At 59.0% G+C, this 14,592-nt stretch carries 17 protein-coding genes; 15 read left to right on the top strand and 2 right to left on the bottom strand.

Annotated elements, in window-relative coordinates; genetic code table 11:
* Nucleotides 1–26: 26 nt before the first annotated feature.
* The 15 genes from Q1A20_RS09060 to Q1A20_RS08990 all read left to right on the top strand — a co-directional run bounded on the left by Q1A20_RS09060 (nucleotide 27) and on the right by Q1A20_RS08990 (nucleotide 13,429).
* Entirely contained in the window at nucleotides 27–677 is a 651-nt protein-coding gene (locus Q1A20_RS09060; RefSeq protein ID WP_299403078.1) for a hypothetical protein, read from the top strand.
* A gap of 113 nt (nucleotides 678–790) precedes the next feature.
* Nucleotides 791–1,573 (top strand): 23S rRNA (adenine(2030)-N(6))-methyltransferase RlmJ, encoded by a 783-nt coding sequence (gene rlmJ, locus Q1A20_RS09055; RefSeq protein WP_299403075.1) that lies wholly within the window; start codon nucleotides 791–793, stop codon nucleotides 1,571–1,573.
* Nucleotides 1,574–1,633: 60 nt separating this feature from the next.
* A complete protein-coding gene (locus Q1A20_RS09050; protein ID WP_299916776.1) occupies nucleotides 1,634–2,284 on the top strand; it encodes a hypothetical protein in 651 nt (216 codons plus the stop codon).
* A 6-nt stretch (nucleotides 2,285–2,290) separates the two neighbouring features.
* Nucleotides 2,291–2,728: a TerB family tellurite resistance protein gene (locus tag Q1A20_RS09045; RefSeq protein ID WP_299403070.1), complete on the top strand. Its 438-nt coding sequence runs from the start codon at nucleotides 2,291–2,293 to the stop codon at nucleotides 2,726–2,728.
* Nucleotides 2,729–2,765: 37 nt separating this feature from the next.
* Nucleotides 2,766–3,206 carry a TerB family tellurite resistance protein gene (locus Q1A20_RS09040; protein ID WP_298973541.1) on the top strand — a complete coding sequence of 147 codons (441 nt, stop codon included), beginning with the start codon at nucleotides 2,766–2,768 and terminating at the stop codon, nucleotides 3,204–3,206.
* A complete protein-coding gene (locus Q1A20_RS09035; RefSeq protein ID WP_299403067.1) occupies nucleotides 3,203–3,943 on the top strand; it encodes a PhnD/SsuA/transferrin family substrate-binding protein in 741 nt (246 codons plus the stop codon). The genes Q1A20_RS09040 and Q1A20_RS09035 overlap by 4 nt, the downstream gene beginning before the upstream one ends.
* 128 nt (nucleotides 3,944–4,071) lie before the next feature.
* Nucleotides 4,072–4,848 (top strand): ABC transporter ATP-binding protein, encoded by a 777-nt coding sequence (locus Q1A20_RS09030; RefSeq protein ID WP_299403064.1) that lies wholly within the window; start codon nucleotides 4,072–4,074, stop codon nucleotides 4,846–4,848.
* Nucleotides 4,849–4,876: 28 nt separating this feature from the next.
* The gene (locus tag Q1A20_RS09025) at nucleotides 4,877–5,602 is read left to right on the top strand and encodes a transporter substrate-binding domain-containing protein (RefSeq protein ID WP_299403061.1); all 726 of its coding nucleotides are present in this window, start codon (nucleotides 4,877–4,879) and stop codon (nucleotides 5,600–5,602) included.
* Nucleotides 5,603–5,653: 51 nt separating this feature from the next.
* On the top strand, nucleotides 5,654–6,538 hold the full coding sequence (locus Q1A20_RS09020; RefSeq protein ID WP_298974361.1) for an ABC transporter permease: 885 nt from the start codon (nucleotides 5,654–5,656) through the stop codon (nucleotides 6,536–6,538).
* Nucleotides 6,535–7,341 (top strand): ABC transporter permease, encoded by an 807-nt coding sequence (locus Q1A20_RS09015; protein WP_298973549.1) that lies wholly within the window; start codon nucleotides 6,535–6,537, stop codon nucleotides 7,339–7,341. The genes Q1A20_RS09020 and Q1A20_RS09015 overlap by 4 nt, the downstream gene beginning before the upstream one ends.
* Before the next feature lie 85 nt (nucleotides 7,342–7,426).
* A complete protein-coding gene (locus Q1A20_RS09010; protein WP_299403058.1) occupies nucleotides 7,427–8,761 on the top strand; it encodes a glutamine synthetase family protein in 1,335 nt (444 codons plus the stop codon).
* A 7-nt stretch (nucleotides 8,762–8,768) separates the two neighbouring features.
* Nucleotides 8,769–9,446 carry a type 1 glutamine amidotransferase gene (locus tag Q1A20_RS09005; RefSeq protein ID WP_299403056.1) on the top strand — a complete coding sequence of 226 codons (678 nt, stop codon included), beginning with the start codon at nucleotides 8,769–8,771 and terminating at the stop codon, nucleotides 9,444–9,446.
* Nucleotides 9,446–10,804: a glutamine synthetase family protein gene (locus Q1A20_RS09000; protein WP_299403053.1), complete on the top strand. Its 1,359-nt coding sequence runs from the start codon at nucleotides 9,446–9,448 to the stop codon at nucleotides 10,802–10,804. Before Q1A20_RS09005 ends, Q1A20_RS09000 begins: the two co-directional genes overlap by 1 nt.
* Nucleotides 10,805–10,846: 42 nt before the next feature.
* Entirely contained in the window at nucleotides 10,847–12,151 is a 1,305-nt protein-coding gene (locus Q1A20_RS08995) for an FAD-binding oxidoreductase (RefSeq protein ID WP_299403051.1), read from the top strand.
* An 87-nt stretch (nucleotides 12,152–12,238) separates the two neighbouring features.
* On the top strand, nucleotides 12,239–13,429 hold the full coding sequence (locus Q1A20_RS08990; RefSeq protein ID WP_299916775.1) for an aminotransferase class I/II-fold pyridoxal phosphate-dependent enzyme: 1,191 nt from the start codon (nucleotides 12,239–12,241) through the stop codon (nucleotides 13,427–13,429).
* A 3-nt stretch (nucleotides 13,430–13,432) separates the two neighbouring features.
* On the opposite strand, the gene phaR is transcribed toward Q1A20_RS08990, so the two are convergent.
* On the bottom strand, nucleotides 13,433–13,996 hold the full coding sequence (gene phaR, locus Q1A20_RS08985; RefSeq protein ID WP_298973563.1) for a polyhydroxyalkanoate synthesis repressor PhaR: 564 nt from the start codon (nucleotides 13,994–13,996) through the stop codon (nucleotides 13,433–13,435).
* A 134-nt stretch (nucleotides 13,997–14,130) separates the two neighbouring features.
* Complete coding sequence (locus Q1A20_RS08980; protein WP_298973564.1) at nucleotides 14,131–14,577, bottom strand: phasin family protein; 447 nt, start codon at nucleotides 14,575–14,577, stop codon at nucleotides 14,131–14,133.
* Between the last annotated feature and the right edge of the window lie 15 nt (nucleotides 14,578–14,592).

Genomic DNA, 14,592 nt, shown 5'->3' with positions numbered 1-14,592 from the left:
CATGGTTAATGTAAGGGAATTTTTGGATGAGATTTCAGGCCATATTGATTTTTGCTGCCGCGACTTTTGGCTCAACCGCATCGGCGACAACGCTTGGGTTTGAAGCCGAGTTCCTTGGCGACAGCCTTACCGAATTGCACACGCCCGACGCCGAAGTATGCGATGCCGGTGACAGTTCATGCTTCCCGGTTGGCTTTGAAGTGCCTGCAACCCTGCGCGGCCCATTATCCCCCTTTGCCGGATTGACCAGCGGCAGCATTCTGGAAGTCGATGTTGACCTGTCAGACGATGGTGTAGCGTCTTGTTCCTTTGGAGGAATGTTCGCGTGCCCCTCATTTTCCGAAGGTTTCGAACAGGTTGATTCGAACGATGAGCCGATCATCGTGGATGTTTTCGACGGTCTGGGCGACATCAACATACGCTTTGATCTTGTCGCGGAAAGCGTTGCCTTCTTCGGTGCGGCGGGCAGCTTCCTACCAGGCGGGTGTAGCTTGAGCGATCCACTTGCCGCCTCTTTGCCCGCGGGATATTGCGATTTCTTCGGCTATGAGGCCGAATTTGCGATCGTTCCGGGAAGCTTGAACCCGATCGAGGTGGTGCCGTTGAGCCCGTCTTTCCTCTTTGCTCTGTTCGGATTGGCGGCCCTGGTGACCACGCGGCGTTTTCAGCGGGCATGACAGCATACAGGGCCTAAACGGCCCATGCTCGCCGACCTCCACTTGTGCAAAGCTTGATCCAGGCGAGACGTTTTCGCGTTGCGTCGCGGGATGGGTCCGGTACACGTCGCAGAATGCTCAGCTACCAACATATCTATCACGCCGGGAACCTTGCGGACGTTCATAAACACGGGCTGCTGGCGTGGATCCTGGCCTATATGACCCGGAAAGATAAGCCGCTCAGCTACATCGAGACCCATGCGGGACGGGCGCTTTATGATCTGGACGATCCCTCGGCATTGAAAACCGGCGAGGCGGCGCAGGGCATCGACAAGGTAGCGGCGTGGTTCCCCGCCGACCATCCTTATGCCGAAGTATTGGCGCGAACGCGCGCAGCCCATGGCGCCCGCAGCTATCCCGGGTCACCGCAAATCGCGGCACAGATGCTCCGACCCGGCGATGCGATCCATCTTGCCGAATTACATCCTCAGGAGCATGCAACGCTCGATTTTGCGATGTCCGCCTTCGCCGCGAAATGCCACCTGATGGACGGCTTCGAGCTTGCACATTCACTGTGCCCCCCCACACCACGGCGGGGTGTGCTGCTGATTGACCCAAGCTATGAGATCAAGAACGACTACACCGGGATCCCCAGACACATCGCTCAGATCACCCGCGCCTGGAATGTTGGCGTGATCTGCCTGTGGTACCCGATCCTGAAGTCGCAGGCACACCATCCGATGCTACACACCCTGCAAGCGCAGCATCCGCAAGCACTGCGCCATGAGGTGCATTTCCCCCCGGCACGCCCTGGCCACGGAATGACGGGTTCGGGATTTTTTGTGCTCAACCCACCTTATGGGCTGGACACCGAAGCGCAAAGGCTGTCGGAGTGTTTTGCAACACTCGCGCGCTAAGCCGTTCCCGCACGAAAATCCCGACTAGGCAGCGCGCATATTGCGTGCCAAGGTGCCCAGATGCGCGCGATGATGATCCTGTTCTTTGTCCTGTTTGGCCGTGCGGCGCTGGCCTGCGAGGCGCCCGTGTGCCTTGTCGATCCTGAAGTGCTGCAATTGACCCGCGTCATCACCTTCGAGGACACGCAGTCAAGCCAGGGGCCCGGACATCAGGTCAAGGATCTGCTGGTTCTGGAGGGCGCCGTCTTTGGCGAACGATTTGCCGGACAGGTCACCGTGTCAGAAGGCGATCATGATAAGATACTTGGCGAGGCACTCTCGCCTCTGACGATCATGCCCGGAGAAGACGGGCAGAATCTGTCAGTCGTGTTTTTGCAAGGCAACAACGTGCTGAACGGATACGGCGTGGCGGGGTATCCCAAACGCCATGCCCAGGGCGAGGGGGCGATGGCCTTCTTGTTCGACGACGATCAGTCGGCCCTGTCCTTTCAAATTCGCGGTGGCGAAGAAGGGGCCGTCGTGGTGGTTTTTTACCGCCGCGATGGCGTCGTCATCATGCGTATGGACTTGCCGCCAGCAGGCGAGCATGCCTTTGGTTTCATCCGCGCGACGGGAGAAGCCGATATCGCTGGCGTGCTGATCACGAACACCGATCCACAGGGGATCGCCCTTGACAATGTCCGCTTTGAAAAGACACCGGAACTCAGCTAACCTCCTATGTTTGAAAAACTTTTCCCCCGAAAGACTCCTGACCCGAAACCCCTGCCGCAGCCCAATGCTCAGCTTGCGCTTGGTGCGCTGTTGGTGCGCGTGGCGATGGCGGATCGCAATTACCAAGCCTCCGAGGTGGGCCAGATTGACCGGATACTCGCCGCCACCTTTGACCTCAAACCGCTGGAAGCCGCCAAGTTGCGCGCGACCTGCGAAGCCCTTGAGCGGCACGCGCCCGGCACGCCGGAATTTGCGCAGATCCTGCGTGATGAGGTGGCCTATGACGACCGCAGGGCCCTGGCCGATGCCATGTGGTCCGTTGCCCTGGCCGATGGTGAACGGGACGGAGATGAAGAAGTCCAGTTGCTGGCCATCGAAACGGCGCTTGGGCTGACGGATGAGGACATCGCCGCCGCCCGAAAAAACGCGCTCAGACCCGACTGATATTGGCAGTTGGGAAAATCCTGATTATATCGCGCTCATGTTTGGTGATTTCATAAGACGATTGACACAGCCGGAACCCGATGTGCTTCCCGATGAAGACGCGCGCCTGGCCCTTACCGCGTTGCTGGTGCGTATCGCGCGTTCTGACAATGATTACAGCGACCGGGAAATGGAGCGCATCGACCAGATCAACGCGCGCCGTTACGGGTTGGGGCCAGGAGCGACCGCCGCCCTGCGCGCGGAGGCTGAGGTGCTGGAATCCGAGGCGCCGGACACTGTGCGCTTTACCCGCGCGATCAAGGATGCGGTGCCCTACGAGCAACGCCGTGCCGTGGTACAGGCGCTTTGGCAGGTTGTTCTGGCGGACGGATCGCGCGCGCAGGAAGAAGACGCGCTTGTGCGCATGGTCACGAATTTCCTGGGCATCAGCGACCGCGATTCCGCCCTGGCGCGCCAGGCTGTCGACGACGAGGCATGACTGCCAGCCTGCCGATGTACGACACCGGCACGACACGCTCCGCGAACGACAGGCTTTGGGCATTGATCCGCAAACACCTTGGAAGGGGGCCCTTGGAACTGGATCGCGAGACCGATCCTCACGATACCTGGGACGCGCCGGATCTTATCCTCTCGCAAACCTGTGGACTGCCCTACCGAAGCGAGCTGCATGGTCGCGTTGCACTGGTGGGAACGCCTGATTATGGCGTCCGGGGATGTCCCCCGGGGTACTACAAATCCTACTTTGTCGTGCGCAAAGGTGACCCGCGGCGCGACCTGGCCTCATTCGCGGGCGCGACGCTTGCGCGCAATGATGTCCGGTCTCAATCAGGTTGGGCGGCCGTCGAGGGGCACGTGAGCGAAAACGGTTTTGGCTTCAGCTTTGCGGGCAACACCATCGACACCGGCGGCCATGCAAGATCGGCGCAGGCCGTGCACGCAGGACAGGCTGACATCGCATCCCTCGACGCAGTGACCTGGACGTTGATCAAACGTGAAATGCCGATGGCAAAGGAACTGCGCGTCCTGGCGTCGACACGACCGACACCGGGTCTGCCTTTCATTACATCGAAGGGCGCGGATACGCAGACGATGTTCGAGGCCATCACCCGGGCGATCCAGGAATTGAACGCGCGGGATCGGGCCAGGCTGCTCCTTAAAGGCCTGGTCGCGATTCCGGCCAGCACTTATCTGGCTGAACCGCTTCCGCCTGCTTGAATTGCCGCCGATACCGCGGATTCTGCGAAAGTTATCCTTCGGAAACCCCGTTTCCCCGCTTTCAACATTGCAAATGCAGTATTTTTGACCCCTTATACCGCCTTGAATCAACAATGAGAACGTGCCCCTTGTCCACTCAACCACCGGTTATCGAAATCAAAAACCTGCACAAAGCCTATGGGGCGCTCGAAGTGCTCAAAGGCGTGAGCATCACGGCGCCAAAGGGTCATGTGGTTTCCCTGATCGGGTCCTCCGGGTCCGGAAAATCGACGCTGCTGCGGTGCTGCAACCTTCTCGAGGACAGCCAGCAAGGCGAGATCATATTCAAGGGAGAGCCGGTCGCGTGGAAAGGCGAAGGTCACAACCGGCGCCCGGCGGACGCGGATCAGGTCCTGCGCATTCGCACAAACCTGTCAATGGTGTTTCAGCAATTCAATCTGTGGGCGCATATGTCCATCCTGCAAAACGTCATGGAAGCACCACTGACAGTGCTTAGACGGGACCGGGACGAGGTCGAACACGCGGCGCGCATGTATCTCGATAAAGTGGGCATTGGCGACAAATGCGATGTCTATCCCGCTCAATTGTCCGGCGGGCAACAGCAGCGCGCCGCCATCGCGCGGGGGCTTTGCATGGAGCCCGAAGCCTTGCTGTTTGATGAACCCACCTCCGCCCTCGATCCAGAGCTGGAACAGGAAGTGGTCAGGGTGATCAAGGATCTTGCATCCGAAGGACGCACCATGATGATTGTGACACATGATATGAAACTGGCCGCGGATGTGTCTGACCATGTGGTCTTTCTGCATGCCGGTCTGATCGAAGAACAGGGGCCGCCAGAGACACTCTTTGGTGCGCCCAAATCCGAACGATTGCGCGGTTTCCTTTCGGCAACCCACGCAGCGTAACCCAAATAAAAATAACGGGAGAAACACCATGAAAACACTTATTCTGACATCCGCAGCACTTGCCCTGACAGCAGGAATGGCGCTGGCAGACGGCCACGCGAAAACCATTCGCATGGGCACCGAGGGCGCCTACCCTCCCTACAACTTCCTCAATGATGCGGGCGAAGTTGCGGGGTTCGAGCGCGAGTTGGGCGACGAGCTTTGCGCGCGCGCCGAGCTGACCTGCGAATGGGTCACCAACGAGTGGGACAGCATCATCCCCAACCTGGTGTCCGGCAACTACGATGTGATCATCGCGGGCATGTCCATCACCGACGAGCGCGATGAAGTGATTGATTTCACTCAGAACTACACGCTGCCTGACCCATCGGGCTACATCGCGATGTCCGAGGACGCAGACCTCGAGTCCGGCGTTCTGGCGGCGCAGACCAACACCATCCAGGCCGCCTTCATCGCGGAAGGCAGCGCCACATTGGTGGAATTCGCAACGCCAGAAGAAACCATCGCCGCGGTCAAGAATGGCGAGGCTGACGCCGTGCTGGCCGATAAGGCCTTCCTGACACCGATTGCAGACGCCGATGCTGACCTGATCATGTTGGAGCAGGAAGAGCTGCTCGGTGGCGGGATTGGCCTGGGTCTGCGTGAAAGCGACACGGAATTGAAAGAGAAGTTCAACGCCGCCATTGCCTCGATGAAGGAAGACGGCTCCCTGAACGAATTGCTCGCAAAATGGGAAATTTCCGGACAGTTCTGATCGACCAGAAGGGGCGGCCGTGTGCCGCCCCCTCATATTTAAGAGGCCGCCATTTTTAGTTTTTGCACAGATCCCAGCACCTTGCCCGATTGGCAGTGGATGGCGTGTTACCTGACCACGGGCAAGCACATGTCCATTTACTGGTCCGTGCTGACGGTATTGACCCTGTTGGCGATCACCGCCCCGATTGCATTGCTCTTTGGCTTTGGCGGCGCCTCTGCCGCGCGCTCGCACTTTGCGCCCCTGCGGTGGCTTGGGCAGACCTATATTTCCATCGTCCGGGGCGTGCCGGAGATTGCCTTTTTCCTCTTTTTCGTCATCGCGCTGGATCAGATCATCGAATACCTGCGGCATAAGGTGAAATGCCCTGACTGGTCCCAACCCATCTGGCAAGGCAACGACTTTGTTGTCTGTCAGGCCGCGAAAATGCCGCTGGGCAACGCGCCGCAGTGGGTGCATGAAACCTATGGGTTTTCGATCGCGATCCTGACGTTTGCCATCGTCTATGGTGCTTTTGCTGCCAATGTCCTCTTTGGTGCCATGCGCGCGGTGCCCCATGCACAACTGGAAACGGCAGAAGCCTACGGCATGACCCGCCGCCAGACCTACTGGCGCGTGCTGGTGCCGCAGATGTGGGTCTATGCCCTGCCCGGTCTCAGCAATCTATGGATGGTTTTAATCAAAGCCACGCCGCTGCTGTTCCTTTTGGGTGTCGAAGACATCGTCTACTGGGCGCGTGAGTTGGGCGGGACCAAGACACCACGTTTCACCGACTATCCGCATGGGGATTGGCGGATGTGGTATTTCCTCGCATTGCTGGTCTTTTATCTCGCCTTTACGCGGGTCTCGGAAATCGTGCTTGCGCGGATCATGGCACGTCTGACCCATGGTCAGGCCACGGCGGGTGGCGAAGCACAGCGGAAGGCCACCGCGTGAGCTGCTGGGCTACGATACAAGACTACGGTCTGCGCGCCATCGGGATCGGCGAACGCCTTTTGCCACGTGACGATTTCACGCTGTGTCAGCAGTTCACGCTGATCGGGTCAGGCATGATCTGGAACATCTACTTTGGGCTTTTCGCACTCATGATGGGCTTTTTCCTTGCGACCGCACTGGCCATGGGCAAGGCCTCCTCCAGCGCCATCTTCCGCAAACCTGCGGAATGGTTCATCTTCCTCTTTCGCGGCTCACCCCTGTTTATCCAGTTCTTTTTCGCATACTTCCTGTTTCTCAACCTGAAATCCGTCTCGCCCTTCTTTGACCCTTTCACCGCTGCGTGGTTGGGGGCGCTGATTGTGCTCTTTTTCAATACGGCCGCCTATTCCGGCGAGATTTTCTATGGCGCGCTGCTGTCCATCCCCAAGGGCGATATCGAGGCCGCCGACGCTTACGGCATGTCCGGATGGTCGCGGTTCAAACGGGTGATCTGGCCGACCATGCTGCGGCTCGCCTGGCCCGCCTATACCAATGAGGCGATCTTTCTCTTCCATGCCACGGCGCTGGTCTTTTTCTCCGGCTTTCCGGCCTGGCAGCAACGGGGCGATGCGCTCTATTACGCCAGCTATTTTGCGGACAAGACCTTCAATCCCTTTATTCCCTACCCCATTCTGGCGTTCTATTTCATCCTTCTGACGCTGGTCGTGATCGGCACCTTTGGGCTGGTCAACGCCCGCCTGAACCGCCATTTGCCGCAAAACATGCGCCGCAAAATCAGGTTGCGCCCGAACCTGATCCGGTAGTATCCCTGAATTTGATCAAATTATTTGTGGCGCTGGCCATGCGATAGGTCTTTGGCCTCTCACCAGCCCACCGCATCGGTGACATATGAAGAATTGGCTCCGCAAAAATCCTCAGGTCCGCACCATCCGTGTGGCCGCGGCAGATTTGAACGGACAGGCGCGGGGCAAGCGCATCCCTTCGCGCTATGCAGATAAAGCCGTCGAAGGCGGCACCCGGTTTCCGATGTCAGTGCTGAACCTCGACATCTGGGGCGAGGACATCGACGACAGCCCCCTCGTGTTCGAAAGCGGCGACAAGGACGGCGTTTTGAAACCAACCGAGCGTGGTTTCATGCCGATGCCCTGGCTGGATGCGCCAACGGCCCTGCTGCCGATCTGGATGTTTCACGAAGACGGGCGCCCCTACGATGGTGATCCGCGCCATGCTTTGCGCGCGGTGCTGGACCGATACAAGGCGCGCGGGCTCACACCGGTGTGCGCGGTCGAACTGGAGTTTTTTCTGATCGACGACTCGGGCCGCAAGCTGCAGGTACCGCCCTCCCCCCGGTCGGGGAAACGGCGCGTCGCCGGTGAAATCCTGTCGCTGCGCGCGCTGGATCAATTCGATACCTTCTTCACCGATCTCTATGACGCCTGCGAAGAGATGGACATTCCCGCAGACACCGCGATTTCCGAAGCCGGGCTGGGACAGTTCGAGATCAACCTGATGCATTGTGATGACGCGTTGCGCGCGGCGGATGATGCCTGGCTCTTCAAGATGCTGGTCAAGGGGCTGGCGCGGCGGCACGGGTTTGCTGCCAGTTTCATGGCCAAACCCTATGCGGATTACTCCGGCTCCGGGCTGCACATGCATTTCTCGGTGCTGGATGCAGAGGGCAATAACGTCTTTGACAACGGTGGTGACGACGGCACGGATGTGTTGCGCCACGCGGTGGCGGGGTGTCTCAACGCCATGCCGGGATCGGCACTGATCTTTGCGCCACATGCCAACAGTTTCGACCGGATGGTGCCGGGATCACACGCACCCACGGGCATCAGCTGGGCCTATGAAAACCGCACCTCCGCCATTCGCATCCCATCAGGCCCCCCCGCCGCGCGCCGTATTGAGCACCGTGTCGCGGGCGGGGATGTGAACCCCTATCTGATGCTGGCCGCCGTTCTGGGCGCGGCGATCAATGGGATCGAAGATGCCAAGGAGCCGCCACAGCCGATCACCGGCAACGCCTATGCCGCGGATCTGCCTCAGATCCCCGGCGACTGGAAATCCGCCATCGACGCCTTTGAAGCAGATGCCGAGATTGCCCGCATTTTTGCGCCCGACCTGATCCGGAACCTTGTGCTGACCAAACGGCAGGAGTTGCACTACATGCAGGAATTGACACCGGCAGAGCAGGTTACAATCTACCTCGACACAGTATGAGAACCTCATGAAGATCGGCATATTGATCACCGGACACCCTCCTGACACCCTGATGGCGGGCGGGCTTTACGACCAGTATTTTGCGCGGCTGCTGGACGGGCACGGCTTCACCTTCCAGGGCTGGTCTGTTGTCGACGGCATCTTTCCGGACAGCGTCGAAGAGGCCGATGGCTGGCTGATCACCGGGTCCAAACATGGCGCTTATGAAGACCACGCCTGGATACCGCCGCTGGAGGATTTCATCCGCGCCGCTTACGCCGCCAAACGCCCGATGATCGGTGTATGCTTCGGACATCAGATCATCGCACAGGCCATGGGCGGGCGGGTCGAGAAATTCGCTGGCGGTTGGGCGGTTGGGCGCACCGAATACCAGATGGATGGGGAAACGGTCAGCGTCAACGCCTGGCATCAGGATCAGGTGGTAGAGAAGCCGGATATGGCCGAGGTGATCGGTCGTAACGATTTTTGCGAGAACGCGGCACTGCTCTATGGTGACCAGATGTGGACCATCCAACCGCACCCCGAATACGGATCGGATTTCATCGATGGTCTGATCAAGACCCGCGGACAAGGGGTCGTCCCGAATGCGCTGCTGCACCGGGCCAGTGCGGATTTGGACACCCCAACGGACCGCATGGCTGTCGCGCAGACCATGGCTGATTTTTTCAAGAAAGCGAGGGCCTGATGGCCGATTGGACACATACACTCCCGGCAGCGGCGCAGACCTATCTGGAAGGGCGGCGGCTGGATGAAGTGGAATGTATCATTTCCGATCTGCCCGGCATTGCGCGGGGCAAGGCGGTGCCCGCGTCCAAATTCGCGCGGCAGGATTTCTTTCACCTGCCCGACAGCATCTTTTACCAGACCATCACCGGTGACTGGGGGGAAGCTGCGGGAGAGGACGGGTTCATCGAGAAGGACATGATCCTGAAGCCCGATATGAGCACAGCCTCCGCCGCGCCGTGGACCGGTGACTGGACGTTGCAGGTAATCCACGATGCCTATGACCGGGCGGACAACCCCGTCCCATTCAGCCCGCGCAATGTGCTCAAACGAGTGTGCCAACTCTATCGAGACAAGGGCTGGGAGCCGGTAGTCGCCCCCGAGATGGAGTTTTTTCTGGTCGCGCGGAACCTCGACCCGGCGCATGACATCAAGCCGATGATGGGCCGGTCGGGCCGGCCCGCTGCCGCCCGCCAGGCTTATTCGATGACTGCGGTGGATGAGTTTGGCCCGGTGATCGACGACATTTATGATTTCGCCGAGGCACAGGGTTTCGAGATCGACGGCATCACGCAGGAAGGCGGCGCAGGCCAGTTGGAGATCAACCTGCGCCACGGCGATCCGGTGAAACTGGCGGATGAGGTTTTCTACTTCAAACGGCTGATCCGCGAGGCGGCCCTGCGGCACGACTGCTTTGCCACCTTCATGGCCAAACCGATTGCGGATGAACCCGGCAGTGCCATGCATATTCACCACTCGGTGCTTGAGACGTCCAACGGGCAGAACCTCTTCTCCGACGCCTCGGGCGCGGAAACAGATGCGTTTTTGCATTTCATTGCTGGGCTGCAGAACCACATGCCAGCGGCGCTCGCGGTGATCGCGCCCTATGTGAACAGCTACCGGCGCTATGTGAAAGATCAGGCTGCCCCCATCAACCTGCACTGGGGGCGTGACAACCGCACCACAGGCATTCGCATTCCGCTGTCTGATCCCGATGCGCGGCGGGTGGAAAACCGGCTTGCGGGCATGGATTGCAACCCCTATCTGGGCATCGCGGCGAGCCTGGCCTGCGGCTATCTGGGTCTTGTCCAGGGCCAGTACCCCCGCGACGAGTTCAAGGGCGATGCCTATGATGGAGAAGGGGATATCCCGCGTGTACTTGGCTCCGCGCTCGACCTCTTCGAAGGGGCCACTGAATTGCACGAGGTGCTGGGACCGGAGTTCGCGCGCGTCTATTCCATCGTGAAACGTGCCGAATACGACGAATTCCTGCAGGTCATCTCACCCTGGGAGCGTGAGCACCTGTTGCTCAACGTCTGACACCGTCACAAGGCACCGACCCGGAAACAGGAGCCCATCTCTGTGAACCTGCTCTACGCCAATGACACCCTTGGCCAGTATCCGCCCAGTTGGTACGCCGCAAGCACGCCCACGCTCGCGCCGTTTGACAGCCTGAAGGGCGAGGTCAAAGCCGACGTCTGTATCATCGGTGCGGGCTACACGGGTCTCTCAGCGGCATTGCATTTGGCGCAGGCTGGGCGGCGCGTGGTCGTGCTGGAGGCGCACCACGTCGGCTTTGGCGCATCGGGCCGCAATGGTGGGCAATTGGGCAGTGGTCAGCGGGTCGAACAGGATGCGCTGCAAAAGATGGTGGGCAAGACGCGCGCGAAAGCCCTGTGGGATCTGGGCGAAGACGCAAAAGCGCTGGTGAAATCCCTGATCCACCAGCATCAGATCGACTGCCATCTCAAACCTGGGATCGCCTGGACCGGGTCATCTCAATCCGATGTGACACATCTGCATGACTATGCGGAATTGCTCAATTCTGCCTACGGGTATTCCGACATCCGCGCTTTGACCGCGACGGAATGCCATGAAATTTGCCCCTCCCCCGATTATCAGGGCGGTGTGCTAGACATGGGCGCGGCCCATCTGCACCCGCTGGCCTTCGCGCTCGGGCTGGCGCGTGCTGCCAAGGGCGCAGGCGTTGAAATCTATGAACGTTCCTGCGTGCACACGCTGGCACATGGCACTCCCGCCACGGTCCGAACCGATGCGGGGCGCGTGGTGGCCGACCATGTGGTCCTGGCCTGCAACGGGTATCTGTCGTCCCTTGCGCCCTCGGTCTCCGCCCGGGTGATGCCGATCAACAATTTCATCATCGCGACAGAGCCGTTGGGCGACCGTGTGAAGCAGGTTCTGACCCAAGACATTGCGGTGGCCGACAGCCGGTTTGTGGTGAATTACTTCCGGCTCAGCCACGATGGTCGTTTGCTTTTTGGCGGTGGCGAAAGCTATGGCTACCGCTTTCCCAGGGACATCGCCGCCACCGTGCGCAAACCGATGGAGATCGTTTTTCCACACCTGAGAGACGTCAAGATTGATTACGCCTGGGGCGGTACACTCGGCATCACGATGAAACGGTTTCCCTATCTTGCCCGTGTCGCTCCCAATGTTCTCTCCGCGTCTGGGTATTCCGGCCACGGCGTCGGAACGGCGACCCATGCCGGTCAATTGATGGCGCTGGCGATTGAAGGGCAGACAGACGGCTTCGACACCATGGGCGCCATTCCAACACCCGCTTTTCCAGGTGGTGGCGCGCTGCGTAGCCCCTTGTTGGTGCTGGCTATGAGTTGGTACGCGCTGCGCGACCGGCTTGGATTTTAGCCGAAATCCCCTGTCACAAAAGATTCGCTTGGCCCGCAGACACCATTGATTTAGAATTTCGAAAACTTCAATTTGGGAATTCTAAATATGATGCTGCCAGATATGCACACCGCAGAGCCGATCCCTGACGCGGCACGCGCAGAGATTGAGCGCCTTTTGCAAACCGGCGATCTGTTTCGCTACACCGCGGCGCACGACGCGCCTGTGTCGCTGCTGGAAGCGGAGTTCGCCCAGATGATGGGTAGTAAATACGCATTGGCCGTCTCCTCTTGCTCGGCTGCGCTGTTTTTATCCCTCAAAGCGCTGGATTTGCCGCGGGAGGCCAAGGTCATGATCCCCGGATTTACCTTTGCCGCGGTACCCTCCTCGGTTGTGCACGCCGATTGCCGCCCTGTTCTGTGCGAAGTGGGCGAGAATTACCGCGTTGATCTGGATGATTTTGCTGCGAAGCTTGCAGATGGGATCAGCGCCGTGATCATCAGCCACATGCGCGGGCACACCTCTGACATGGATGCGATCATGCAGCTCTGTGACGCGGCAGGCGTTCCGGTGATCGAAGACGCCGCACATTCTCTGGGCACACTCTGGCGGGGTCGCAAAATCGGGACCATCGGCAAAATCGGGTGCTTTTCCTTTCAATCCTACAAGATGGTCAATGCTGGCGAAGGCGGCATTCTGATCACGGATGACGCTGATCTGGTGGCACGCGCCATCATCATGTCGGGCGCATATGAGCACAATTGGCAGAAACACCCGGTGCTTCTGGAAGCCTTTTCGCGCCACCAGAATAAGCTACCTCTTTATAATCTGCGCCTGAACAACCTCTCGGCAGCCCTCATTCGTCCGCAACTGGACGCGCTGCCGCAACGGGTTCGGGATGGCCGGCACAATCATGACTACGTCGCTGCGCGGCTAAATGCCTCGCCCTTCATCGATGTCCCGGAACCGCTAGAGGGTGAGGAGCGTGCCCCTGACAGCATTCAGTTCAATCTTGTCGGGTTGGACAACAGCGCGATTACCGGCTTTGCAAAGGCTGCGGATCAGGCGGGCGTCAAGGTGCAGGTCTTTGGTCAGAGCGCCGATAACGCCCGCGCCTTCTGGAACTGGCAGTTCATCAAGGATCTGCCCGAATTGCCGCAAACGCGCGAAATGCTGATGAAGGCCTGTGATGTGCGCCTGCCGGTGCGGCTGAAAACCGGGGAGCTGGATGCGGTAACGGATGTGCTCTTGGCGGCAATCGAAACTGTCATGGCACCGCAGGCATCTGCGGTCGCCTGAGCGCTATTTCAACTTGGACAGTTTATCCTGAAGCTCTGCCAGCTGCTTTTTGATGGCGTCGAGATCCTCGGCGCTCTCCTGGTCCTCGGCAGGCTCGTCCTTATCTGGCGCGCTCCAGCCACTGCCTCCGCCCAGGCCACCGGTCATGGCTTTCATGAAGGCCTGTTGCTGCGCTTGCATTAGTTCAAATCCGGGCATTTTCGCCATTGGATTCATAGCGGTCATCTTGTCCATCATTTGTGACTGGCCATCCCGCAGCATTTCAAAGGACGCCTGCAGGAATTGCGGCACCACGCTGGAGCCTGGGGTCATATAGCTGCGCACCAGATCATTGAGCACATCAACCGGCAGGACGCTTTCCCCGCGGCTTTCGTGTTCTGCAATGATTTGAAGCAGGTATTGACGGGTGAGATCGTCGCCGGATTTCAGATCAACGATCTGAACCTCACGCCCTTCCCGGATCAGGGAGGCGATATCTTCCAGCGTGACGTAATCGCTCGTTTCGGTGTTATAGAGACGCCGACTTGCGTATCGTTTGATCAGCAATGGTTTGTCTTTTTCCGCCACGCGAGTTCTCCCTCATCAGACGCTGCAGTGCAGCTTAAGACACAGATTTGTAAAAAGAAAGGGCGGGCTCCAAAAAGCCCGCCCTCTTAGTTGGCGCCGTTCAGGGAGGAAGTAGGCGCTAACTGGGAGACGAATTACTTCGCAGTTGCGGCTTTTTTGACAGCAGCTGTTGCGTCTTTTGTGGCTTTCTTGACAGCGGCAGAAGCGTCTTCGCTCATGTCTTTGCCAGCAGCCATCATCAGCTCGACAGTTTCCATTTGCGCTTTTTTCGCAACTTCAGCGAAAGCGGCCATGTGCTCAGCAGCGGCTTCGGAATACGCGGATGCGAAATCGGTCATCGCTTTTGCGTAATCAACTGGCTCTGATTTTGCTTTCGACATGTCGGCCAGTTTGGCCAGTGTGTCTTGTGTCCATTTGCTGGAGATCTCGGTGGATTTCTCTGCAGCTGTCAGCGCAACGCCGGACAGTTTTTCATTCAGGGAAGCGGTTGTTTTGAACGCGTCTTCCATTGCAGCTGTGTCCACTGGGAATGCGCCCAGAACGTCTTTGAATACGGCGGTCATGTCAGGTGTCTTTGTCATGTCTAAAATCCTTTT

It is taken from the genome of uncultured Roseobacter sp. (genome assembly GCF_947501835.1).
Taxonomy (GTDB): Bacteria; Pseudomonadota; Alphaproteobacteria; order Rhodobacterales; family Rhodobacteraceae; genus Roseobacter.
The sequence above is the reverse complement of the archived record's forward strand: the minus strand, read 5'-3'. Positions and strand labels throughout refer to the sequence as shown.

Excerpts from the sequence above, each read along its gene's own strand:
- Q1A20_RS09060 (WP_299403078.1), top strand. The coding sequence starts at position 27 with ATGAGATTTCAGGCCATATTGATTTTTGCTGCCGCGACTTTTGGCTCA.
- rlmJ (WP_299403075.1), top strand. The coding sequence starts at position 791 with ATGCTCAGCTACCAACATATCTATCACGCCGGGAACCTTGCGGACGTT.
- Q1A20_RS09050 (WP_299916776.1), top strand. The coding sequence starts at position 1,634 with ATGCGCGCGATGATGATCCTGTTCTTTGTCCTGTTTGGCCGTGCGGCG.
- Q1A20_RS09045 (WP_299403070.1), top strand. The coding sequence starts at position 2,291 with ATGTTTGAAAAACTTTTCCCCCGAAAGACTCCTGACCCGAAACCCCTG.
- Q1A20_RS09040 (WP_298973541.1), top strand. The coding sequence starts at position 2,766 with ATGTTTGGTGATTTCATAAGACGATTGACACAGCCGGAACCCGATGTG.
- Q1A20_RS09035 (WP_299403067.1), top strand. The coding sequence starts at position 3,203 with ATGACTGCCAGCCTGCCGATGTACGACACCGGCACGACACGCTCCGCG.
- Q1A20_RS09025 (WP_299403061.1), top strand. The coding sequence starts at position 4,877 with ATGAAAACACTTATTCTGACATCCGCAGCACTTGCCCTGACAGCAGGA.
- Q1A20_RS09010 (WP_299403058.1), top strand. The coding sequence starts at position 7,427 with ATGAAGAATTGGCTCCGCAAAAATCCTCAGGTCCGCACCATCCGTGTG.
- Q1A20_RS09005 (WP_299403056.1), top strand. The coding sequence starts at position 8,769 with ATGAAGATCGGCATATTGATCACCGGACACCCTCCTGACACCCTGATG.
- Q1A20_RS09000 (WP_299403053.1), top strand. The coding sequence starts at position 9,446 with ATGGCCGATTGGACACATACACTCCCGGCAGCGGCGCAGACCTATCTG.
- Q1A20_RS08990 (WP_299916775.1), top strand. The coding sequence starts at position 12,239 with ATGATGCTGCCAGATATGCACACCGCAGAGCCGATCCCTGACGCGGCA.
- Q1A20_RS08980 (WP_298973564.1), bottom strand. The coding sequence starts at position 14,577 with ATGACAAAGACACCTGACATGACCGCCGTATTCAAAGACGTTCTGGGC.